This is a genomic window from Anabaenopsis sp. NIES-4685, assembly GCF_059725405.1.
The window spans coordinates 3,957,161-3,978,092 of sequence record NZ_AP043602.1 but is presented as its reverse complement, the minus strand read 5'-3'; the positions used below and the strand labels follow the sequence as shown (position 1 = coordinate 3,978,092).

The 20,932-nt window shown below is 42.9% G+C and carries 18 protein-coding genes and 3 pseudogenes; 11 read left to right on the top strand and 10 right to left on the bottom strand.

Translation table 11 applies throughout. The features are described 5' to 3' along the window. Positions 1 to 11: 11 nt before the first annotated feature. The 5 genes from AC6IZ0_RS17120 to AC6IZ0_RS17100 all read right to left on the bottom strand — a co-directional run bounded on the left by AC6IZ0_RS17120 (position 12) and on the right by AC6IZ0_RS17100 (position 3,287). Positions 12 to 683 carry a hypothetical protein gene (locus tag AC6IZ0_RS17120; RefSeq protein WP_497724024.1) on the bottom strand — a complete coding sequence of 224 codons (672 nt, stop codon included), beginning with the start codon at positions 681 to 683 and terminating at the stop codon, positions 12 to 14. 320 nt (positions 684 to 1,003) lie between these two features. Beyond that, positions 1,004 to 1,219 (bottom strand): NAD(P)H-quinone oxidoreductase subunit O, encoded by a 216-nt coding sequence (locus AC6IZ0_RS17115; RefSeq protein ID WP_497724022.1) that lies wholly within the window; start codon positions 1,217 to 1,219, stop codon positions 1,004 to 1,006. Positions 1,220 to 1,326: 107 nt separating this feature from the next. Then, a complete protein-coding gene (locus AC6IZ0_RS17110; protein WP_280802065.1) occupies positions 1,327 to 2,169 on the bottom strand; it encodes a DNA-formamidopyrimidine glycosylase in 843 nt (280 codons plus the stop codon). A gap of 104 nt (positions 2,170 to 2,273) precedes the next feature. After that, a complete protein-coding gene (locus AC6IZ0_RS17105) occupies positions 2,274 to 2,486 on the bottom strand; it encodes a photosystem I reaction center subunit IV (RefSeq protein ID WP_271731926.1) in 213 nt (70 codons plus the stop codon). 216 nt (positions 2,487 to 2,702) lie between these two features. Continuing rightward, positions 2,703 to 3,287, bottom strand: a complete 585-nt coding sequence (locus AC6IZ0_RS17100; RefSeq protein WP_497724019.1) for a PAP/fibrillin family protein — start codon at positions 3,285 to 3,287, stop codon at positions 2,703 to 2,705. Positions 3,288 to 3,514: 227 nt separating this feature from the next. On the opposite strand from AC6IZ0_RS17100, the gene AC6IZ0_RS17095 reads away from it, so the two are divergent. Further along, the gene (locus AC6IZ0_RS17095; protein ID WP_271731929.1) at positions 3,515 to 3,754 is read left to right on the top strand and encodes a DUF3134 domain-containing protein; all 240 of its coding nucleotides are present in this window, start codon (positions 3,515 to 3,517) and stop codon (positions 3,752 to 3,754) included. A 151-nt stretch (positions 3,755 to 3,905) separates the two neighbouring features. Further along, positions 3,906 to 5,011, top strand: a pseudogene (mraY, locus tag AC6IZ0_RS17090) (phospho-N-acetylmuramoyl-pentapeptide-transferase). A gap of 210 nt (positions 5,012 to 5,221) precedes the next feature. Here mraY and psb28 read toward each other — a convergent pair. Next, positions 5,222 to 5,560, bottom strand: coding sequence for a photosystem II reaction center protein Psb28 (psb28, locus tag AC6IZ0_RS17085; RefSeq protein WP_271731933.1), 339 nt, complete (start codon positions 5,558 to 5,560; stop codon positions 5,222 to 5,224). Positions 5,561 to 5,657: 97 nt separating this feature from the next. Between psb28 and AC6IZ0_RS17080 the strand changes: the two genes are divergently transcribed. The 3 genes from AC6IZ0_RS17080 (at position 5,658) to AC6IZ0_RS17070 (ending at position 8,549) form a co-directional block, all read left to right on the top strand. After that, complete coding sequence (locus AC6IZ0_RS17080; RefSeq protein WP_271763009.1) at positions 5,658 to 5,801, top strand: hypothetical protein; 144 nt, start codon at positions 5,658 to 5,660, stop codon at positions 5,799 to 5,801. Between the two features lie 324 nt (positions 5,802 to 6,125). Next, positions 6,126 to 7,493 (top strand): thioredoxin-disulfide reductase, encoded by a 1,368-nt coding sequence (trxB, locus tag AC6IZ0_RS17075; protein WP_497724018.1) that lies wholly within the window; start codon positions 6,126 to 6,128, stop codon positions 7,491 to 7,493. Between the two features lie 159 nt (positions 7,494 to 7,652). Beyond that, positions 7,653 to 8,549 (top strand): ABC transporter permease, encoded by an 897-nt coding sequence (locus AC6IZ0_RS17070; RefSeq protein WP_497724017.1) that lies wholly within the window; start codon positions 7,653 to 7,655, stop codon positions 8,547 to 8,549. 95 nt (positions 8,550 to 8,644) lie between these two features. Here the strand turns inward: AC6IZ0_RS17070 and tnpA are convergent. After that, positions 8,645 to 8,875, bottom strand: a pseudogene (gene tnpA / locus AC6IZ0_RS17065) (IS200/IS605 family transposase); the annotation flags it as partial. 29 nt (positions 8,876 to 8,904) lie between these two features. Between tnpA and AC6IZ0_RS17060 the strand changes: the two are divergent. From AC6IZ0_RS17060 to AC6IZ0_RS17050, 3 genes are all read left to right on the top strand, one after another. Further along, positions 8,905 to 10,278 carry an RNA-guided endonuclease InsQ/TnpB family protein gene (locus AC6IZ0_RS17060; RefSeq protein ID WP_497724016.1) on the top strand — a complete coding sequence of 458 codons (1,374 nt, stop codon included), beginning with the start codon at positions 8,905 to 8,907 and terminating at the stop codon, positions 10,276 to 10,278. An 83-nt stretch (positions 10,279 to 10,361) separates the two neighbouring features. After that, positions 10,362 to 10,556, top strand: a complete 195-nt coding sequence (locus AC6IZ0_RS17055; protein ID WP_497724013.1) for a hypothetical protein — start codon at positions 10,362 to 10,364, stop codon at positions 10,554 to 10,556. 31 nt (positions 10,557 to 10,587) lie between these two features. Then, entirely contained in the window at positions 10,588 to 11,487 is a 900-nt protein-coding gene (locus AC6IZ0_RS17050; protein ID WP_497724012.1) for an ROK family protein, read from the top strand. 122 nt (positions 11,488 to 11,609) lie between these two features. On the opposite strand, the gene pyrG is transcribed toward AC6IZ0_RS17050, so the two are convergent. Further along, on the bottom strand, positions 11,610 to 13,247 hold the full coding sequence (pyrG, locus tag AC6IZ0_RS17045) for a CTP synthase (RefSeq protein ID WP_497724010.1): 1,638 nt from the start codon (positions 13,245 to 13,247) through the stop codon (positions 11,610 to 11,612). A gap of 90 nt (positions 13,248 to 13,337) precedes the next feature. Here pyrG and AC6IZ0_RS17040 point away from each other — a divergent pair, with 90 nt between their 5' ends. The 3 genes from AC6IZ0_RS17040 to AC6IZ0_RS17030 all read left to right on the top strand — a co-directional run bounded on the left by AC6IZ0_RS17040 (position 13,338) and on the right by AC6IZ0_RS17030 (position 17,440). Then, positions 13,338 to 15,149, top strand: coding sequence for an N-acetylmuramoyl-L-alanine amidase (locus tag AC6IZ0_RS17040; RefSeq protein ID WP_497724006.1), 1,812 nt, complete (start codon positions 13,338 to 13,340; stop codon positions 15,147 to 15,149). A gap of 135 nt (positions 15,150 to 15,284) precedes the next feature. Next, the gene (locus tag AC6IZ0_RS17035) at positions 15,285 to 15,563 is read left to right on the top strand and encodes a winged helix-turn-helix domain-containing protein (RefSeq protein ID WP_497724004.1); all 279 of its coding nucleotides are present in this window, start codon (positions 15,285 to 15,287) and stop codon (positions 15,561 to 15,563) included. Positions 15,564 to 15,643: 80 nt separating this feature from the next. Beyond that, a complete protein-coding gene (locus AC6IZ0_RS17030) occupies positions 15,644 to 17,440 on the top strand; it encodes an N-acetylmuramoyl-L-alanine amidase (RefSeq protein WP_497724001.1) in 1,797 nt (598 codons plus the stop codon). 326 nt (positions 17,441 to 17,766) lie between these two features. Here the strand turns inward: AC6IZ0_RS17030 and AC6IZ0_RS17025 are convergent. Then, a pseudogene (locus tag AC6IZ0_RS17025) lies at positions 17,767 to 18,323 on the bottom strand (DUF2085 domain-containing protein). A gap of 40 nt (positions 18,324 to 18,363) precedes the next feature. Then, the gene (gene argZ / locus AC6IZ0_RS17020; RefSeq protein ID WP_497723999.1) at positions 18,364 to 20,475 is read right to left on the bottom strand and encodes a bifunctional arginine dihydrolase/ornithine cyclodeaminase; all 2,112 of its coding nucleotides are present in this window, start codon (positions 20,473 to 20,475) and stop codon (positions 18,364 to 18,366) included. Positions 20,476 to 20,932: the final 457 nt, after the last annotated feature.

Genomic DNA, 20,932 nt, shown 5'->3' with positions numbered 1-20,932 from the left:
AAGCAATTTGATTAACTCAGGCGTTGAGCATAGGAACGTAGTTGTGTACCTTCCATAGATATCGAGTCTTCTCGTTTATCAGGGGTAAAGTCTGCTATTTCTCCAGTAATCAGCTGCAAAATGTCCTCAGCTTGCATTTCGATCAACCAGGTGTTGAAGTTTTCACGGCTCACCCGCTCCCCTATGGTTCTCCTGATGCGATAAATAGGGACTAAATCATCTAAGTTGTAGTTCTGATTGAGTTGGTCGTAAACTTCTAATGCCACAGATTTAAATTCTTCGTAGGAAGAAATAACCGCCAACTTCACCCCATCACTCGCAACAACAGATAGAGTTGATCCCCCATTCATCTGACTAATCCACCGCAGCAACGCATTGGCTACCCAGGTGCCGACAATAGTCCCCTCAAACTGAAAATCACCACTGCTCAAACCCTCCCCCAACATCTCTAAACCTATGGGAGAGGTGAGAGAAATTTTCTTTTTAGAAATAGAAATTGCTCCAGCCGTTTCCAAATCTTTAAATATGTGCCGATAGTCTCCTACCTTCTTACCCTTAGTGACAATTCGTTTAGTGAGTTGACCCTGGTTAACCTCTCCCTCCACTGCTCCCATATCCCACAACGCCAGCAGCACGCGTGTTTTAGCTTGAGTATCCTTTAAACCTTTTTCTTCTGCAGCCATGCCCTGTGTCCTATATGACTATTCATTTTATGGTAATATTATTTTGTCGTCTTAGCCATAAAAAACTTTTACTTATGAAGACTTAGATCCCCGACCTCTTTAAGAAGTCGGGGATCTGAAACTCCTAGTTTTTATAAATCAAATAGGATATCTGAATTTATGGTTTTTCAAGGTGAATTCCATCAACCCCTCCCCAACTCTTCTGCGCTTTACAAAGTCGCATAATCATTACTTATTTCCATGCAAAAATCAACCTTTAAAGCCTCTGTGCTTGCGGAGGAGAGGTTGGGAGAGCGGTTAGCGGGGGAGTGTCAACAGACTTAGTTAAACTCTTCGAGCTGGTCTAAGCGTAACCAAATATTTGGCGTTGGTACTTTCCCAAATTTTACCAAGGCGTAATCACCCTTAACATCGACAATTTCGCCCTTGCTGTCAAACAAATATGAAGGAAAGCGAGGATCGCTGGTTTGTGCTTCCAAACTATTTTCCAGCTTCTCGCGGACAGCGCGAACCATATCCCCTTTTTTAACTGCCATAAATTTCCTCTTGAATTGGTTTTAACAGGATTTTAACTTGTGGTCAGATGCAAATTCACTTAAGAATTTATTGCTGGTTTGTTTACACCCCATTCCCAGCCTCTCTACTAACTCTGACATTGGGGGCAAAAATGACTGGAACGCCCGGCTAATTTAATTCGCTCTATGGGAGTACCACACACTCGACAGGGTGCGCCAGTGCGGTTATATACCCAAGCCACACCGCCATAATTACCGTTAACCCCTTGAACGTTGAGGAAATTACTAAAGGTTGTACCCCCAGCGGCAATACTGGTTTCTAATACTTGAATAATAGCTGTGTGTAAACGTTGAATTTGCTGTAACTGCAAATCCATACACAGGGTTACAGGTAAAATTCCACTTTTAAATAGTGCTTCGTCAGCGTAAATATTACCTAAACCCGCCACCACTGATTGATCTAATAGGGCGGTTTTAATAGGACGGCGGCGATTTTGTAATTTATCGGCGAAATACTCAAGGGTGAATTGAGGCGAAAAAGGGTCTACGGCTAGTTTCCCTAAACCGGTAATTATACTTTCTACTGCTACTCCTGGGGGAACCCACCACATTTGACCGAAGGTGCGCTGGTCAACAAAGCGTAATTCTTGCTGGTTTTCAAAGAATAGCCTCACTCTGGTGTGCTTGTGTAATGGTTCGTCTTGATGTAGCCATAATAGCTGTCCGGTCATGCGGAGATGAACCCCTAACCACGGAGTCTGGGGTGAGGGGGTGAGTTCCGCTAAAAGATATTTACCACGACGATGCCAAGCGGCGATCGCACTTCCTGTAATTTCACAAATGAACTCATTTACAGAAAACGGGTAGGCAATGGTGCGGTTTAGCAACACATCCCCACCCGTAATTTTGCGGTGCAGGGTAAATTGGTTTAGACCCCTGCGGATTGTTTCAACTTCAGGCAGTTCAGGCATTTAAGCTATATCGTTTACCTTTGAGGGTAGGCTGGTGAATGATATAGGATTTAAGCTATATCATTCAGCATCCCATCAAATTATTACCTTTATTGCTCTGCCGCTTAGTTTTTAGCTTTAGCTTTTGGTGGTTCTACCTCAAGTAATTCATCTAGGGCAAAGTTATTAGTGTTGAGACCAGAGTAATTCACCTTATCAAACCGGACAATTGCTGCGTATTTAATGCCGCTTTGGTCAATAGAAGCCACTGTGCCTACATCCTGAAACCAGTAGGATTCGGGGCGGAGAATACGCACTTTAGAACCACGTTGAACCATAAGTATCTTCCCTTTTAATGATGGATATATTAGGGCTAATTGATTTCACTTTACATTGTCCAGCTGTTTCCTAGAGGCTTTGTTAAGTTATTTATCTGAAACGGGGTTAAGTATTCCTCCATTGACAGCCGAAACCTGACAAGGTATCAGACCCATCTTGACAAAAAAACGAAGGCAGGGTATTTTCGTTGGCAAATGCAACGGATGTAATAAGATTTATGTTTTACTCAAAACAAACACACTACCCTCGTTACCCCTGCCAATGCGTAAATCACTATCTATATAAGTAATATCTAACCAGCCTTGCTGTTGCTCGCTGTTTAAGGAGGTATCAATAGCCGTAAACTTTTTACCGGATTCAATTTGTTGAATAAAACTGGCGGGAGAACTGTAACCGATTAAAGGTTTTAAACCCAAAATGGATCGCTCAAACTTGACTTGTACACGTCGCTCCGAAACTGGTTCAAATTTGGCAACTACACTTACTAATCCTTCCAGATAAGGTAAGCCATAAATCTCGGCTATATTGTAAATACTGCCAGTGTTGACCCGGATACACTGATAAATTTGTCCCAGCTTACATAACGGTATGCGATCCAGGTTTAGGAGAGCTTTACTGGTTGTATAGATTAACCGCCAATCACCATTGAGTAAATCCGTCGCTTCTAAGGGGCGAGGGGTAGGATTGAAGTCTTCTAAATTGGCGATGGTCGCTAAGATAGCTTGTTTTTGTGGTTCAGTGGCTAGTAAACCGCGATTAGTACCGGCGATCGCATCAATGAGATTAGCTTTACCGAGCATGGTCTATCACCTCAAAAATCATCAGGATTGATCTACTTTCAGCCAACAGTATAGATTATGACATGATACTCGTGCAATTTGGGTGGTTCTTATAAGACTATTCAATAAATTATTTCTGCCAGTTTACGGATTTATTAACTACGACTTGAATGGATAATTAAAATATCCCTTGTCAGTGATAGACTTCTTAATGTCTAGTTACATGATCTTTTTGTGTTTTGGTAGATATGCTGAACTCTCCATTAAGTGAAGAACCCCGGAACCAACGTGCGCCAGTAATTCCATTAAAGCAAGAATCTTCTATGTTGGACTGGTTACAAAATCAAGGAAGGCTTGTAGCGCGTACTGTTCAAGAAACAGATTATTCACAACAAGAAGAAGAAATATCAGATTTCTTGAGTTCAGAAGACGGAATAGATGATTACGACATTGATGATGGTAGTGATCTTGGCGTAGACGAAGACTAGCCTGGTCAACCTGGGTAGTATTACCATAGCACATCGGCGAAAAAGTCAAATCAAAACTCATTGATGTTTTTGTCAGAAATTTATCTCTGTTTTTCCGTGCAGTGCTGGGTAATATCTATGTTCTGTTAAGTGTGGAGTGAAGGAAATTTCTGTGGACGCTAAATTATCTCCTAACCAAGGGTCAAATATTTCGGGTATTAGCTTAGCTTTTGGTTTAGTTATAGCCCTCAGTGTAGCAGCATTGAGCTTGGATTGGCTAGGACAGAGAACGCCCTGGCAAGGTATGTCACTTACGTTACCATTGTTGCTAGGAGCGCTGAGTACATCTGCTATGGGATTTTTAGTAATCCCAATGTTACAAGCCTGGAAAACTGGCCAAATTATCCGCGAAGATCGAAGCACAAGCCCATTTAAAGAAAGCTGGTACGCCAACTATGGGGGGTATATTTTTTGTACCGGTATCTGTGGCGATCGCCTGTATATTATCTAATTTTGCCACAGAAGTCCTTGGGGTCTGTGCTTTAACTCTCAGTTATGGATTTGTAGGTTGGCTTGACGACTGGCAAATTCTGCGTCGCAAATCAAATAAAGGGATATCACCCAAAATGAAACTGGCTTTGCAAATTGTATTTGCAGCCCTGTTTTGTCTGTGGCTGATGTTTAATCATAATTCTCAAATTACAAATATTGCTTTACCCTGGGTGAGCTTTACACTACCTTTAGGATATTTATTCTGGCCCTTTGGTTGGCTTTGTCCTGGTCGCAGAAAGTAATGCAACTAATTTAACTGACGGTATTGATGGTTTAGCAGGGGGAACCGTGGCCATCGCTTTATTAGGCTTAGGTTCTGTTATCGCCCCCGCTTACCCGGGATTAATGGTTTTTTGTGCCGCATTAAGTGGCGGTTGTTTAGGTTTCTTAGCCCATAATCGTAACCCAGCACGGGTGTTTATGGGTGATACTGGTTCCTTAGCACTGGGCGGAGCTTTAGCTGCTGTAGCTTTACTAACTAATAGTTTGGTAGCACTGTTTATTCTCAGTGGTATTTTCTTTGTGGAAACTATTTCAGTTATTGCCCAGGTGGGTTATTACAAAGCTACCAAGGGTCCTGATGGGAAAGGAAAGCGTTTATTGAAAATGGCTCCCCTACACCATCACCTAGAATTAAGCGGGTGGTCGGAATTACAAGTGGTAAGGGTATTTTATGCGATCGCTGGCATTTTGGCTGTTATTTGTGTAGCGATCGCCACTTTTTAAAATTTCACAACTTTTGAGAAAATCATTTAACAAAATACAAACTCCCTAATATAGGGAGTTTTTTTGATTATAGGACTTACGCAAGTGTCAGATTAAATGTATCTTGTCGGTTGCGTTATACCAATTCCATCAAATGATAAAACTTCTATGGGGTGGGCATCTTGCCCGCCCTTGTACCTACTCAGATGAAATCTGCTGTATATCGGATATCTATTGAGCCTTGTTAAATCCCAAATCATTTTCTGCCGCATAGCGTTCCATGAAGCGCATAAAGCGCTCCCATTCTGCAGCAGATTTCATCAGATGAACAGCTTCTAAGGCTTCTGGCTTCCCGTTGATGAACTTACCCTTAACTTCTCGGGTAATAATTTCTCCTTCCTCGTCAATCAAGTACATCCCGGTGATTTCCTCCGTGTTACCTTGATCTAAAATGCGCGGATTGGTGAAAATAAACGTTGCTGTCCCACTGTCGCCACTGCGCGAGCGGGTTAAGCGTACTTCTGGAATTACTTCCTCGTCGATTCCTCTGCAAAACTGGATTTTTGCCATGATGTCTGTATTTAAAGTTTTGTAATGGTTAATTTCCCATTTTCTGCTATATAAAACCTAGACAAAGCTAGACTTTACTTTCTACTTCAACGGGAGCATGGGAGCGGTTATCCCTGGTGTAGACTTGCACGCCTTAGCCAGACGCGATATTTCTCAAGTTAAGATTTACAAGAAAGACTACCGCTATCATTGCTTGGTTTTCGCGTTGGCAATAGTCTTAATTCAATACTTGATATCGTAGGATTATATATCAAGTGGGCGATTTTCTTAACTCACTTATGTCAATGCTTGTCAACATAAGTATAATTTTGTTTATAAAATAGTCAGCTTAGGACTAGCTCATTTTTTGGGAAATGCTGAAAACCACAATATTTTTAGCTCCCATGGGTACTGTGTTTTTATTATACTATACAATTGTTCGATATTCCTGGACTTTCATATCACCCCCATGCAAAAATTTCCTCTGGTCTTCTTTCTCAGGTGACGTTATATGTTTTCTTTTATCCCCATTCCTTGACTAATTATGGTATATTAAACGGAGTCGTTATGAGTTTATTTAACCCCTATGACTAACCCGACTGTAGAAAATTTGGTAATTATTGGTTCTGGCCCAGCAGGATACACAGCGGCCATATATGCAGGAAGAGCAAATTTAAAACCGGTAGTATTTGAAGGTTTTGAAATGGGGGGTTTACCCGGGGGTCAATTGATGACAACAACGGAAGTAGAAAATTTTCCGGGGTTTCCCCAAGGTATTACCGGACCAGAACTAATGGATCAAATGAAGGCGCAAGCTGAACGGTGGGGGGCACAGTTATATACTGAGGATGTAATATCTGTGGATTTGAGCCAACGTCCTTTTATAGTGCGATCGCAGGAAAGGGAACTAAAAACCCATAGTATAGTTATAGCCACTGGTGCTACAGCCAAGCGTCTAGGTTTACCTAGTGAACATAAGTTCTGGAGTCGGGGGATATCTGCTTGTGCAATTTGCGATGGTGCAACGCCAATTTTCCGCGGTGCAGAATTAGCTGTCATTGGTGCTGGTGACTCAGCGGCGGAGGAGTCTATTTACCTGACTAAATACGGTTCTAAGGTAAATCTACTGGTGCGTTCTGATAAAATGCGAGCATCTAAAGCCATGCAAGACAGGGTTTTAAGTAGCCCAAAAATCGAAGTACATTGGCACACTGAAGCTGTGGACATCTTCGGCGATGGTCAGATGTCCGGGGTAAAAGTACGTAATAATCAAACTGGGGAAGAAAGGGAAATCCACGCCAAAGGTTTATTTTACGCCATTGGTCATAGTCCCAATACAGCCTTATTTAAAGGACAGCTAGAATTAGACGATGTGGGTTATATTGTCACTAAAAATGGTTCTGTAGAAACCAGTGTAGAAGGTGTATTTGCAGCTGGGGATGTGCAAGACCACGAGTTTCGTCAAGCAATTACCGCGGCGGGTACTGGTTGTATGGCGGCCATGTTGGCAGAACGCTGGTTATCATCACGGAATTTAATTACAGAATTTCATCAATCAGCTACAGTAGAGAATGAATTGGAACCCCAAACCACCAATAAAACTGAAGCCCAAGAGGAGGCTGGATTTAATTTACAGGCCACACGCCATGAAGGGGGTTATGCTTTAAGGAAATTATTCCATGAAAGCGATCGCTTGCTGGTGGTGAAATATGTATCCCCTGGTTGTGGTCCTTGTCATACTCTCAAGCCGATATTAAATAAAGTCGTGGATGAATTCACAGGCAAAATTCACTTTGTGGAAATTGACATTGACAAAGACCCTCAGATTGCGGAGAATGCTGGGATAACTGGTACACCCACGATTCAGTTGTTTAAACATCAAGAATTATTGAAAGAAGTCAAAGGTGTGAAGCAAAAAAGCGATTATCGTCAAATGATTTCGAGTTATCTTTAGAGAAAAACTTCACCCGGACTCGCTTCTAAAAGTATAGGGAAGCGGAAAAACTTTGATCGCACAGGGGTTTCAAAGCCTCTACTCTCAAAGAACCTGCTCCTCTTAGCTCTCAGCTAAGAGGAGCGTTTGTTATATCTTACTGGATGCATGCGCTCCCTCATGGCCATAAATAAACCTCAGTTACCGAAATTTATCCGTTTCGCCCAAAATTCCCACCTGTCCCAGAAATTAATGGTCATTGGCATCGCCATTACCCTATTGTTCCTGTTTTTAGCATTTTTTGCCCCCCTGTTACAGGCTTGGGGATGGTTACAAAACCCCAGAGAGTTCCTTTCTAACCCCATCCAAGAACCACCATCAGCTAAATATTGGTTTGGTACGAGTCGCTTGGGACATGATGTATTTTCTCGTACATTATTTGGTGCCCAAGCTGCGCTGCAAGTAGTGATATTAGCTACAGCAATTAGTATGATTATTGGTGTGCCATTGGGGATGGTGAGTGGCTATCTGGGGGGTAAGTTAGATCGGGTGTTGCTGTTCCTCATGGATAGTATTTACACATTGCCGGGGCTACTACTGTCTGTGACACTGGCTTTTGTCGTAGGGCGGGGAATTTTCAATGCGGCGATCGCCATTAGTATTGCCTACATTCCCCAATATTATCGCGTAGTACGTAACCACACTGTGAGCGTTAAGAAAGAGGTATTTATTGAAGCGGCTCAAGCCATGGGTGCTTCCACTTGGGTTGTACTATGGCGCTATCTATTTTTTAACGTCATTCAAAGTGTACCCGTACTATTTACTCTCAACGCCGCCGATGCAATTTTAGTATTAGGCGGTTTAGGCTTTTTGGGACTAGGACTTCCCGAAGAAGTTCCAGAATGGGGACATGACTTAAGACAAGCCTTAGAAGCCCTACCCACGGGAATTTGGTGGACTACTCTCTTCCCCGGTTTAGCCATGACATTAATGGTAGTAGGGTTATCACTACTAGGTGAGGGTTTAAACGAATTTGTCAATCCTCGATTACGGCGAGAAAATAGAATGCGGAAATAGTTACTATCAGAATATAGTGGGAGCGTGAGAACCCCTACGCTTTAGCGAGGGGATGAAACGCGCGCGACTCAAGGGGATTTATCCTGTGTGTTTCCTCATTTACCACGCTGGTTTTCAATGTAATTTTTAAGTACCTCAGTGCTAACTTGTCCAGTTGTCGCAACAAAGTAAGTTGGTGTCCACAAAGAAGGTAGTTTTTTTAATTGTGGAAATTCTTTCCTTAAGTAATTTGATGCCCTACCCTTAACCCACCTAGCTATATCTGCCGGTGATTCATGGGTCGGTGCATTAATAAAAAAATGAACCTGGTCTGGTTGAACTTCAATTATACTCATAAACAGGAGGTGAGTAAAACTTGTACAGAACAATTCCAATTAGAGCTAGATTCACAGATGAAGAAAAAGCTTTTTGGGTTGACCAATGTCAGCACTCAAATAGCTTAATAAATTGTGCGATTTACCATACTCGCCAAAGTCATTACGCAAGATTAGAAAGCATGGATAATGCTTTGACAACTTACTGGTGTGGTGATGAATTACGTAGTGGGTGGAAAACTTATCATTGTCAAACCACTTATCCTGAATTAGATAAAGTCCTCAAAGAAAATCCACATTACAAAGGGTTGGCCGCCCAAGCAGCACAACAAACCTTAAAGCTAGTTGGTGAATCAATAGCCAGTTACAACGGATTAGTTAAGGCTTACTACAACGGGGATGTAATTAGACCTTCATTACCTAAGTATCGCAAGAAAGGAGGTTTCGCAGCAGTAACATTTCCTCGTCAAGCACTCACTTTTAAAAATGGTTATTTCAAACCCTCAATTAGTAAAGAAACTAAACCAGAGTTAATTACAGACATCAAACTACCTTTACCTGATTTTATTGATTCTGACTGGGTAAAGGAAGTCACAGTCCGTCCTTATTGTGGTGAGTTCTGGATTAACTGGGTGATTGATGATGGAAAAGAATCAATAAAAAACAACCCACATCTTGATTATTCTCAAGCATGGGGACTTGACCATGGGGGTACGAATTGGTTAACTGGAGTTTCTACACTGAGTAAAAGCCTGATTATTGATGGCAGAAAACTCAAATCAATGAATCAAGGTTATTGTCGTTTAGTCGCCAAATACAAGCAGGGTAAGCCTAATTTTTATTGGGATACCAACCTTGACCGTATTCAACGCCAACGTAATAACCAAATGCGAGATGCTATCAACAAAGCAGCTAGGTTTATTGTCAACCGATGCCTGAATGACCAGATAGGAAATATAGTTATTGGTTGGAATGAAGGGCAAAAAATTAATGCTAGCTTAGGTAAAACAAACAATCAAAACTTTGTCCCAATTCCCACAGGTAGACTCATTCAAAGATTAAAAGAGTTGGCTAGCGAATATGGAATTATTGTTACCATAACGGAGGAAGCGTACACATCAAAAGCGTCTTACTTAGATGACGATAACCTCTACAAGCATGGTGAAAAACCCGCAGGATGGAACCCGTCAGGTAAAAGAGTAAAACGTGGATTATATCAATCTGCCAAAGGATTTTTCACCTCGGCAGATGCCCAAGCAGCAGCAAATATTTTAAGAAAAGTAGCCACACAGCTAGGTTTATCCTTAGTCGAGGTGGGTAGCGCATCTTTGACTGTGCCACAACGATATGACTTGTTTAAAAGGTTAAATAAATCATATCGTAAACGTTGCGTAGCATGGCTTGGTCCTGCGTAGCAACATCAGTTTAGAATCCCCTGTGATTCCATCCAGGGGAGAAGTCAACTAAATATTGTTGAAGTTATTACCAAGAGGTTAGAGTGAAAGATAATATTTCTTTAATTGCGGCTGCTACTGGTGGGTTTATGCTATCCGTCGCCCTGTCCGGCTTATTACGGGGTACACCGATGACAGCTTGGCACGACGACGAACCAAGGAGTTTTCATTCAGTCATGGTTAGTAGTTTACCTATGGACGCACAGAAAACAGCAACCCCAGGATTTTTTGTTCAATAAAACCCAAAAAAGCTAAATAATATTTTTTCAGGTGGTTAATTCACAATTAATTGGTATTGATGTGGGGGGGACAGCCATTAAGCTGGGACGGTTCAACCCGGATGGTACTTGCTTAAAATCTTTGACTGTAGCCACTCCCGAACCATCGACACCAAAAGCTGTTGTAGCTGTAATTATAGATGCGATCGCTCAAGTTGACCCATATAATCAAGCTATTGCCATTGGTGTGGGTACTCCCGGTCCAGCTGATAAAAGTGGACGGATTGCCCAAATTGCCATCAACCTACCGGGATGGCTAAATGTACCTTTAGCAGACTGGTTAGAAGCCAAAACAGGTAAACCTACGGTTATTGCTAATGATGCCAACTGTGCCGGTTTGGCAGAAGCTTGGTTGGGCGCTGGTCGCCACTTTCAGAATCTAATTTTATTGACCTTGGGCACTGGGGTTGGTGGTGCCATTATTTTCAATGGCAAACTGTTCGTAGGACATGAAGGCGCTGCTGGGGAACTGGGTTTGATTACCTTAAACCCCGATGGGCCTGTGTGTAAGAGTGGTAATTCCGGTTCCTTAGAACAGTATGCTTCAGCTACGGCAATTCGTCGCCGCACTGGACAGGAAGCATGGGAATTAGGCGCACTGGCGGCGGCGGGAGATAAATTTGCCTTGACTTTCTGGCAAGAATATGGTAAGTGTTTGGGTATTGGTCTAGCTAGTTTAATTTACGTTTTAACTCCCCAAGCAGTTATTATTGGTGGTGGAGTTAGTGCTAGCTTTGAGTTTTTTTACCCCGCACTGAAGGCAGAAATTGAGCAGCGAGTCATGGCTACGAGTCGCGCAGAGTTAGAAATTTTACCAGCAGAATTAGGGAATTATGCGGGAATGGTGGGCGCTGCAAAGTTGGCATCATTACTTGTTGGGAAGGGGAATTAGAATTACTGCTGTGAATGAGCAGATACCCGACTTCTCGAAGAAGTCGGGTATCTATTTCCTCATCGTTGTATTTATTGAGGTTGAAACTTGTCTGGTTTCTCAACAAGACTTTGAGAATATGCTCAAGAAACCTGTACAGGTGTTGGTAAGTTGGATACAGGATGAGTTCTGTTAATAGCGGCTTCCATAAATCCTTGGAATAAAGGGTGAGGAGTGCTAGGACGCGAATGAAACTCGGGATGAAATTGACAGGCTAAAAAGAAGGGATGTTGGGGAAATTCCACAATTTCTACCAAGCGTCCATCGGGGGAAGTTCCACTGATCACATACCCAGATTCTAACAACATCTGACGATAACTATTATTAAACTCATACCGATGCCGATGGCGCTCGTCAACTACTTCTTGTTGATAAAGACTAGCAGCTAGAGTATTAGGGAGCAAATGACAAGGATAGAGTCCCAGTCGCATGGTACCGCCCAAGTCAACTACATCCTGCTGTTCTGGTAACAAGTTGATGACTGGATACTTGGTTTTGGGGTCAAATTCGGCACTGTTTGCACCCGTTAATCCTTGTACGTTTCTCGCCCACTCAATTACGGAACACTGCATTCCTAAGCATAAACCTAAAAAGGGTATTTGGCGATCGCGAGCGTATTGAATAGCTGCAATTTTACCATCCACCCCGCGGATACCAAAACCACCCGGGACTAGAATACCATCCACACCTGCTAAATGAGTTTCCGGCGATTGGGTTTCTAAATCTTCCGAGTTCACCCATCGCAAGCGCAAATCCCCATATGTAGCAATAGCCGCATGACGCAGTGCTTCTACTACGGACAGATACGCATCACTTAACTGTATATATTTTCCTACAATGGCAATTTCCACAGTGTACTGAGGACTGTATAAGCGTTCTACCATTGTTTGCCAATGGACTAAATTTGGTGGGCGTTGTTCCATTTGCAACAACGCTAATACTTGTTCTGCTAATCCCTCCTGTTCTACAATTAGCGGTACTTCATAAATACTCCCAGCGTCTTGGGCAGTAATGACGCATTCCTCTGGAACATCGCAAAATTCCGACAATTTGCGTTTTAATCCCACAGGTAAGGGGCGATCGCAGCGACAGACTAAAATATCTGGTTGAATGCCAATTGATCTTAATTCCTTGACAGAATGCTGTGTGGGCTTGGTTTTCATTTCCCCGGCCGAAGGTATCCACGGTACCAGGGTAACGTGCATATACAATACATTCTGCCGTCCCACTTCCTTGCGTAACTGGCGAATAGCTTCCAAAAATGGCAGTGATTCAATATCACCGACAGTCCCACCTATTTCCGTAATTAATACAGATGGATTCGTAGCTTCAGCCACAGTCAGAATCCGCTCTTTAATTTCATTGGTGATATGGGGTATAACCTGTACAGTCCCGCCATTATAGTCTCCCCGCCGCTCCTTATTAATTACCGCTTGGTAAATTAAACCAGTGGTAACACTGTTTAAGCGCGACATAGAAGTATCAGTAAAGCGCTCATAATGTCCCAAGTCTAAATCTGTTTCCGCACCATCTTCGGTAACAAAAACTTCCCCATGCTGAAAAGGACTCATAGTACCCGGGTCAATATTAATATAAGGGTCGAGTTTCAAAATCGACACCGAATAATCTCGCGATTTGAGTAAACGGCCCAGACTTGCTGCTACAATGCCCTTACCAATACTGGAAACTACACCTCCAGTTACAAAGATAAACTTAGTCATAAGTTAGTAGTTAGAATTTTTAGCAACTTCTCAAAAAACATCCCGTCATTGTGCCACATTTGCTGTGGTGAAATATTTTGTGCTGTTGTCGTGAAAAAACTTCTAGGTTTAGTAATATTAGGGTTTATCGTTACCTCCTCTGTAGTCGCATTGGCCGAACCATCACTATTAGTTGTTTATCCCCCAAACAACCACCAAACAAGGGCGGAAAAAATCTTTTTCATTGGTACAGCGCCACCAGATGGAAAGGTTCTCATCAATGGTAAGGCAATTAACCGCAGTCAAGCTGGGCATTTTGCTCCCAGTTTCCCTTTGCAGTTGGGAGAAAATCTCTTTACTGTCAGTCACCAAAATCAACAACTAGAAATTAAAGTTACAAGGGTGGCGACGGGAGCCGTGTTACCTCAAGGATTAGCCTTTGCCAAAGATTCTCTGATTCCTGTAGCTGACATTGCCAAACTACCGGGAGAATTAATTTGTTTTAGCGCCATTGCACCCCCTAACGCCAGTGTATCTGTCAATCTGGCAAATCAAACTATTGCTCTTGTACCCCAACCTCAGCAGATAAGACTACCAAGTAATTTAGCAGCACTTACAGGAAACAACCAGCCTTATGCTGAGTCGATCCCGGTAAGGTATGAGGGTTGCACTACGTTTCAACAAGCTGTTTCCCTAACCCCAATTGATGGTAATAACATGATTGCTGATGGGAAAAGCCTAGATTTGGGGAAACCAGAATTCCAACTAACACTCAACGGTGAGACGATAACTCAACCAGGAACTGGCAGAATTCAAATTCTCTCACCTGCAAACTTACAAGTTGGCGAGGTAGTAGCAGATGCAGGGGTAGCGCGGACAGGACCAGGTACAGATTATTCCCGACTCACCCCCCTCCCCAAAGGTACACAAGCATCAATTACAGGCCGTGAAGGTGAATGGTTACGCCTAGACTATGGTGGTTGGATTCATAGCAGGGAGACTCGTGTTTTACCAGGTGCCATTCCGCCACGCACAACGATTCGCAGTGTCGGATATCGCCGGATTCCTGGTACGACAGAGATAGTTTTCCCTCTACAAGTTCCTGTACCCGTGAGCGTGGAACACAGCGATGATCATTTCACTATCACACTTTACAATACTACCGCCCAAACAGACATAATCCGTTTGGATGATGACCCTTTAATTTCTCGTCTAGATTGGCAGCAGGTAGCTCCAGAACAGGTGAAATACGCCTTTAACCTGAAAAAAAGTCAACTGTGGGGGTATAAGCTCAGATACGACAATACAACCCTGATTTTAGCTTTGCGTCATCCGCCAACAAGGGGACGGAAAAGACGAAAACCCCTATCTGATATCAAGATTCTACTCGATCCCGGACATGGTGGCAAAGAATCGGGTGCTGTGGGTCCAACTGGATATACAGAAAAAGAAGTTAATTTAGTCGTCTCCCAATTATTACGGGATGAGTTGGTAAAATTAGGGGCTACTGTTGTAATGACTAGGGATAGTGATATTGAAGTTTCTCTGGGCGATCGCATGGCTATGATACATCGAGAAGAACCAGCCATCGCCCTTTCCATACATTACAATGCCTTACCCGATAGTGGTGACGCTGAAAACACCAAGGGTATAGGTACTTTTTGGTATCATCCCCAAGGCCACAGCCTAGCCGTCTTCCTGCACAATTATTTGGTCAAAAAGCTGAACAGACCCTCCTATGGTGTTTTCTGGAATAATCTGGCCCTGACACGTCCCCATGCTGCGCCATCGGTGTTATTGGAATTAGGTTTTATGATTAACCCCCAAGAGTTTGAATGGTTAACCAATCCCCAAGAACAGAAAAAATTATCAAAAGCCTTAGCTCAGGGAATTGTAGAGTGGTTTAAAAGTAGGGTGGGTTAGACGGCGATCAATTATATTTTCTTGAAAAGGTTTGTACCGTTGTAATATCAATTTACAAAGACTAGCACGTGACCCATCAACGATAACAAGGTGGTTACAGAAATACCGACTCTTGGATTAGCTGGGTTACTGAAAATGAAAAAACCACCCGGACAAGAGCCAAAAATCAAAGGTGAGGTACTCGAATCGCTCAAAACTCAATTAAATTCGTCCGCTGGTTTTGCGAGTTACGGAGAAATTGTGAGTTGGCTCAATGACAATTATGGATTAGATGTCAGTTACCGAATGGTACATTACCTAGTGCGATACAAGCTCGGTTGCAAGCTGAAAGTACCAAGACCATGCAGTGTCAAGCAAGACCCACAAGCAATAGAGACATTTAAAAAACATTGCACAAGCAGTGATAATCCTTGACTTCTTATGATTTTATTCTCGAAGCTCTTTTTTATGCAGCTTCAATGTAAATTGATATAACCCACCAAAACATTTTAATCATGCGATCGCTTTTAGGATTAATCATTCTTGGTTCCTTCACAACTCCCAGCCTAGCTTGGGCGCAAGAAAACACGCTGAAAATAGTTTATCCGCCAGCAAATCACCAAACTAATACAGATAAAATATTTCTTCTGGGAACCGCACCACCAACAGGACAAGTTTTAATTAATAATCAACCCATTAAGCGCAGTAAATCTGGACATTTCGCCCCTAGCTTTCCCTTGGAGGTGGGAGAAAATCGGTTTACTGTGACTTACGACAATCAACAACTGCAAATACAGGTAACTAGAGTTGATAATCAGCCCAAAATCCCCCAAGGATTAGCCTTTGGAGAAAATACCCTTACGCCCCAAGTTGATATTTATCGACTACCAGGAGAAGAAATTTGTTTTAGTGCGATGGCTTCGCCCGCCGTAGGCATCGCCTCTCCTAATGCTAATGTAAGCGTAAGATTGGGAGAGCAAACTGTTAAGCTATCACCGCAACTAAAACAAATATCTCTACCCAGTAATTCAGCCATATATATAGATGGTAAAAATCAACCCATCACTCAAATTATCCCAGGGAAATATCAGGGATGTACAAAATTAGGAATATTACCAGATGGAAAAAAACCAGAATATCAATTAACTCTCAATAGCGAGACAACAACTCAAGTCAGTTCTGGTAAGATTCAAACCCTTTTACCAGCCAAACTTCCAATAGTAGAAATCATAGCTGGGGCTGGTGTGGCGCGGACAGGCCCCAGTACCACTGATTCACGGTTAACGCCTTTACCCCAAGGTGTGAGAGCATCTGTTACAGGTAAAGAAGGTGATTGGTTGCGTTTAGACTATGGAGGTTGGATTCATAGTCAAGAAACTCGGATGATTCCAGGTGCAATTCCACCACACTCGATGATTCGCAGTATAATTTCGCGGGAATTACCGAAAACAACAGAAATAGTCTTTCCTTTGCAAGTTCCTGTCCCTGTCACTGTAAAACAGGGGGATAAAACTCTTACCCTGACTTTACATAACACCACTGCCCAAACAGACACAATTCGCCTAGATGATAACCCTTTAATTTCTCGTCTAGATTGGCAGCAAATAGCTCCTGGCAAGGTGCAATATACTTTTAACCTCAAAACAAATCAACAGTGGGGATATAACCTGCAATACCGAGATACAAGCTTAGTTTTAAGTTTGCGTCATCCTCCGGTTCTTCCCCGCAGACAAACACAACCTTTATCTGGGGTAAAAATTCTGCTGAACGCCGGACATGGTGGGGAAGAATTAGGCGCAGCAGGACCAACAGGTTATTTAGCGAAAGATTTAAATTTGGTAGTGACAAAACTGTTGCGGGATGAATTGCGGCGACGGGGTGCAACAGTGGTAATGGCTAGAGAAGATGACCGGGATTTGTCTTTGGTGGAACGTCAGAAAATGATAGAGGAAAATGAACCTGCGATGGCTTCGCCCGCCGTAGACATCGCACTGACTTTTCATTATCGATTTTTGGCTGATGATGGTGATGCGGAAAATACTAAGGGAGTTAGTAGTTATTGGTATCATCCCCAAGCGCACAGTTTAGCTGTGTTACTGCAAAATCGGTTAGTGCAAAATTTGGGTAGGTCTTCTTTTGGGGTGTATTGGAATAATTTAGCGCTAACACGTCCCCATTCTGCGCCATCGGTTTTATTGGAGTTGGGTTTTATGAGTAACCCTGATGATTTTGAGTTGGCGATGGATGTTCAGGAACAAAGGAGGTTAGCGAGGGTTTTGGCTGAGGGTGTTGTGGAGTGGTTTAAGAAATGATTTTTATCACGCAAAGGCGCAAATTCGCAGAGAGAAAGAGGAGTTGGGATTTTAGGTTGGTTCATCATTCCAAAAATCTGGATTATTCATAATTACGTAATTTTACGTATGTAATTTAGCTTGTTGGTTTAAAATCAAGCGAGTGTAAATGTAATTTCAAGTCAAGCAGACTCTCCAAGTCTCTGCTACTCTGCGTGAAATAAACCCCCAAAACAGTATAAAATTAGAAAATGTATAGCGATCGCAACTAACCCGAAACTGATATGCTTTACAGACATGGTGACTGACTTGACGCATTGAACAATAATGTCTTGTTCATGTGGTAACTATCGGTGAGCTTCTTTTTTAATTCTATGCCATTGGCTGCTGAAATTTGTCCGTTTACCTTGTTGCCAACCGTGCAGAAGCGGCATAGTAAATAAACCCCAAGCCAAACCCGTAATTAACCCAAACGGTGTAACTAAATAATTATTAAAATCCCACAACCCAAAAACCTGGGCCGCTAATTCCAAGGGGTAAGCCATCATCAACACGCTAGCTAAGGCTGCACCATTCCAGCCGTATTGACTTAACCAGTAAAAACCTTTATCACCAGTTAACCCATATAACAAGCGAGTAACTAGCAACCCCGTCACAGTACCATAGCAGCGCATACACACAGCCATAATAAACGGGGGTGCTAAATCTAGTCCCATATCAGGTTGCGGACAGACATGATTACCCATGAAATAGATAATATCCGCAATCCTGCCGAGCAAAGACACATCAGACGCAGCCAAGAAAGGAGCAAGAGGGGGCCAAAAACCATCCCCACCAAAAGGAAATCAGCAATAAAACTCACCCAATTAATCTGTACATCTTGCTGAAACACTACTCTGGACATCTTCTTCTTTGCGCCTTTGCGACTTTGCGTGCAACATTTCTTAACCTACACTAGCTACATAGGGACTTGTCAACTTATCCAACTGCTGAATTAACAGACTCAGGAATAAACCCACATCTGTCACTACACCTACTGATTCTACAGAACCGCGATCGCTTAATTTAGTCACTACAGCCGGATTAATATCTACACAGACCATTTTCACCCCAGCCGGAGTCATATTTCCCACCCCAATAGAGTGCAGCATACTAGATAGCATTAAAACCATCTCCGCACCTTGAATGAGTTGGGCGTATTCCTCCTGGGCTTTAATCAAATTCATTTGGGTATCAGGCAAAGGTCCATCATCCCGAATCGAACCAGCTAGGCTGAAAGGTACATTATTAGTGACACATTCATACATTACACCACTGGGAATCACTCCAGCAGCCACAGCCTTGGCAATGCTGCCATAACGGCGGATAGTGTTAATTACCTTCAGGTGATGGCGATGTCCCCCCAGGACGGCGACACCTCGTTTCATGTCCACACCCAGGGAAGTTCCCATCATGTTTTGCTCGATGTCGTGGACGGCGATCGCATTCCCCCCTAAGAGCGCCTGTACATATCCTTCCCGAATTAACCGCGCTAAGTGTTCACCGCCCCCTGTGTGAATCACTACTGGGCCTGCCGTCACAACTACTTTACCACCAGCATCCCTAATTTTACGTAACTCCCAGGCTACTTGCTCCACCACTAATTCCACACGTCTTTCGCTGGAAACCCCCGAAGACATAAAGGTAAATTCTTGACCGTGACGCTGTTCCCGTGATTCAGCTTTGCGAATGCTACGGATACCTTGCACATCTACAACTACCCTGTCCCCAATCTCCAACTCACGTAAAAGTTTACACCGAGCCACTAAGCCATTAGGAGTTTGAGTGATGGCGATCGCGCCATCCATGCGCTGATTGTGCACCTTCACCCACTCACCATTAATCCGTACTTCCGTGGGATAAATAGTACTGACGTAGAAATCATCAGGAGCCACCCCGGCTTGAATCACAGGGCCCAGTTTAGCATCCCGTTCATCTTGGGGTAAATCCACAGCCCCCAAATCAATTAACTCAGAGATGATTTCTTCCATCACCTCATGGGAGGGGGCTGAAACTTTCACCTCAGCAGCTGATGTACTCTGGCGTTGTTCTCCCAAGGTGAAATTCATCACTTGGAAACTACCACCACCATCTACAATTAAATCTAGAGCCTGGTTAATCACACCAGAGTCCAGTAAATGCCCTTCTAACCGAATAATCCGGCTTTCTACGGAAACATTAGCATGAATATTAATATCTATTGGCTCAGTAACACGTAGGGTCAGACATTTAGCAGCACCACCAACCTTAAGAAATTCTGTCAGTGGCGTTTCAATGACTCGGAAGCCCGCCTCTGCTAAACTTGTTTTTAAAGCATTGCTGGCTTTATTCATAATCACAATGCTTTCTACATTCACCGCATTACAGGCAAAGTTGACAGCATCAGCTTCGGTAATTGCTATGCGCTTTTCTGGTGCAACCCGCATTTCAATTAAACGGTTAGAATAAGCATCAAAAGCACCAGGATAATATAATAAATAGCCGTTAGCTAAAGGACAAAAGCAAGTATCTAAGTGATAGAAACGCTCATCAGTTAAACGCAGGGATAACACCTCAATATCTAACCATTTAGCTAAATAAGGGTGAGAATCTAATTCCGAACGAAAACCATATCCCGCCCATAACCAACGTCCTTCCCGGTCTAACAGTGCATCCCCAGCACCTTCAAAGGGTAAGTCTTTAGGAAGTAAATGAACTGTGTAACCATTTTGTTCAAACCAAGTTTGAAAGAAAGGCTCCTCACCCTGACGTTCTTTGTGCAGAAATCGGCTGAGGACGACATTTTCCCCCAAGACTAACCCAGCATTGGCGGTAAACACCATGTCAGGCCAACCTATTTGGGGCGTTACTAAATCTACGATAGCGTGTTGTTTAAGGATGTTATACAGTTTGTGCCACTGTTCCACAGCGCGATCGCGCGAAGACTTATGAATATTCCCTTCCATCCAGGGATTAATCACATAGTCTACATCGTAGTGGTCAGGAGCGCACATCAAAAAACGAATCAGGGAAGTCATAAAAATATTACCAGTGTTGAGATCCTACAAGCCTACTTCAAAGATAGTTTTTTGTCCTTTTAATTTCTCTAACGACCAGAAATTAATGAAAGTGGTCAGCATTCTATCGGGAAATACCGATACAGCAACTTGCACCGAATGTCAAGTACAGATTGAATCATAAAACTTTTGTGGGGTAGGCATCTTGCCCGCCCTTGTACCTACTCCGATGAAGTATGCTGTAAGTTAGCACACAGACTTTAAACCTATTCTATTCACCAGATCAAGATTAGGGGGATACCAAGAAGATGAAATTGCCAAAATGGCATAAAGTTCACCCATGGAAATAGACTAAGATAAATAGGCTAGTTTTTTTGAGGAATGCCCTATTTGGTGATTACGTTTTTTTAAGCTTACGTATAGTCTAGCTTCCTCCTCCCTGGCAAGAAGTGGTAAGATTACCAGGTAACTGAGAATA

Bases quoted from the DNA above. Each gene is read 5' to 3' on its own strand.
- pyrG (WP_497724010.1), bottom strand. From the start codon at position 13,247: ATGACTAAGTTTATCTTTGTAACTGGAGGTGTAGTTTCCAGTATTGGT.
- AC6IZ0_RS17030 (WP_497724001.1), top strand. From the start codon at position 15,644: ATGCGATCGCTTTTAGGATTAATCATTCTTGGTTCCTTCACAACTCCC.
- AC6IZ0_RS17100 (WP_497724019.1), bottom strand. From the start codon at position 3,287: ATGCTCGGTAAAGCTAATCTCATTGATGCGATCGCCGGTACTAATCGC.
- psb28 (WP_271731933.1), bottom strand. From the start codon at position 5,560: ATGGCAAAAATCCAGTTTTGCAGAGGAATCGACGAGGAAGTAATTCCA.
- AC6IZ0_RS17070 (WP_497724017.1), top strand. From the start codon at position 7,653: ATGGCCATAAATAAACCTCAGTTACCGAAATTTATCCGTTTCGCCCAA.
- AC6IZ0_RS17095 (WP_271731929.1), top strand. From the start codon at position 3,515: ATGCTGAACTCTCCATTAAGTGAAGAACCCCGGAACCAACGTGCGCCA.
- AC6IZ0_RS17105 (WP_271731926.1), bottom strand. From the start codon at position 2,486: ATGGTTCAACGTGGTTCTAAAGTGCGTATTCTCCGCCCCGAATCCTAC.
- AC6IZ0_RS17080 (WP_271763009.1), top strand. From the start codon at position 5,658: ATGGGAGCGGTTATCCCTGGTGTAGACTTGCACGCCTTAGCCAGACGC.
- AC6IZ0_RS17110 (WP_280802065.1), bottom strand. From the start codon at position 2,169: ATGCCTGAACTGCCTGAAGTTGAAACAATCCGCAGGGGTCTAAACCAA.
- argZ (WP_497723999.1), bottom strand. From the start codon at position 20,475: ATGACTTCCCTGATTCGTTTTTTGATGTGCGCTCCTGACCACTACGAT.
- trxB (WP_497724018.1), top strand. From the start codon at position 6,126: ATGACTAACCCGACTGTAGAAAATTTGGTAATTATTGGTTCTGGCCCA.
- AC6IZ0_RS17035 (WP_497724004.1), top strand. From the start codon at position 15,285: ATGAAAAAACCACCCGGACAAGAGCCAAAAATCAAAGGTGAGGTACTC.
- AC6IZ0_RS17120 (WP_497724024.1), bottom strand. From the start codon at position 683: ATGGCTGCAGAAGAAAAAGGTTTAAAGGATACTCAAGCTAAAACACGC.
- AC6IZ0_RS17115 (WP_497724022.1), bottom strand. From the start codon at position 1,219: ATGGCAGTTAAAAAAGGGGATATGGTTCGCGCTGTCCGCGAGAAGCTG.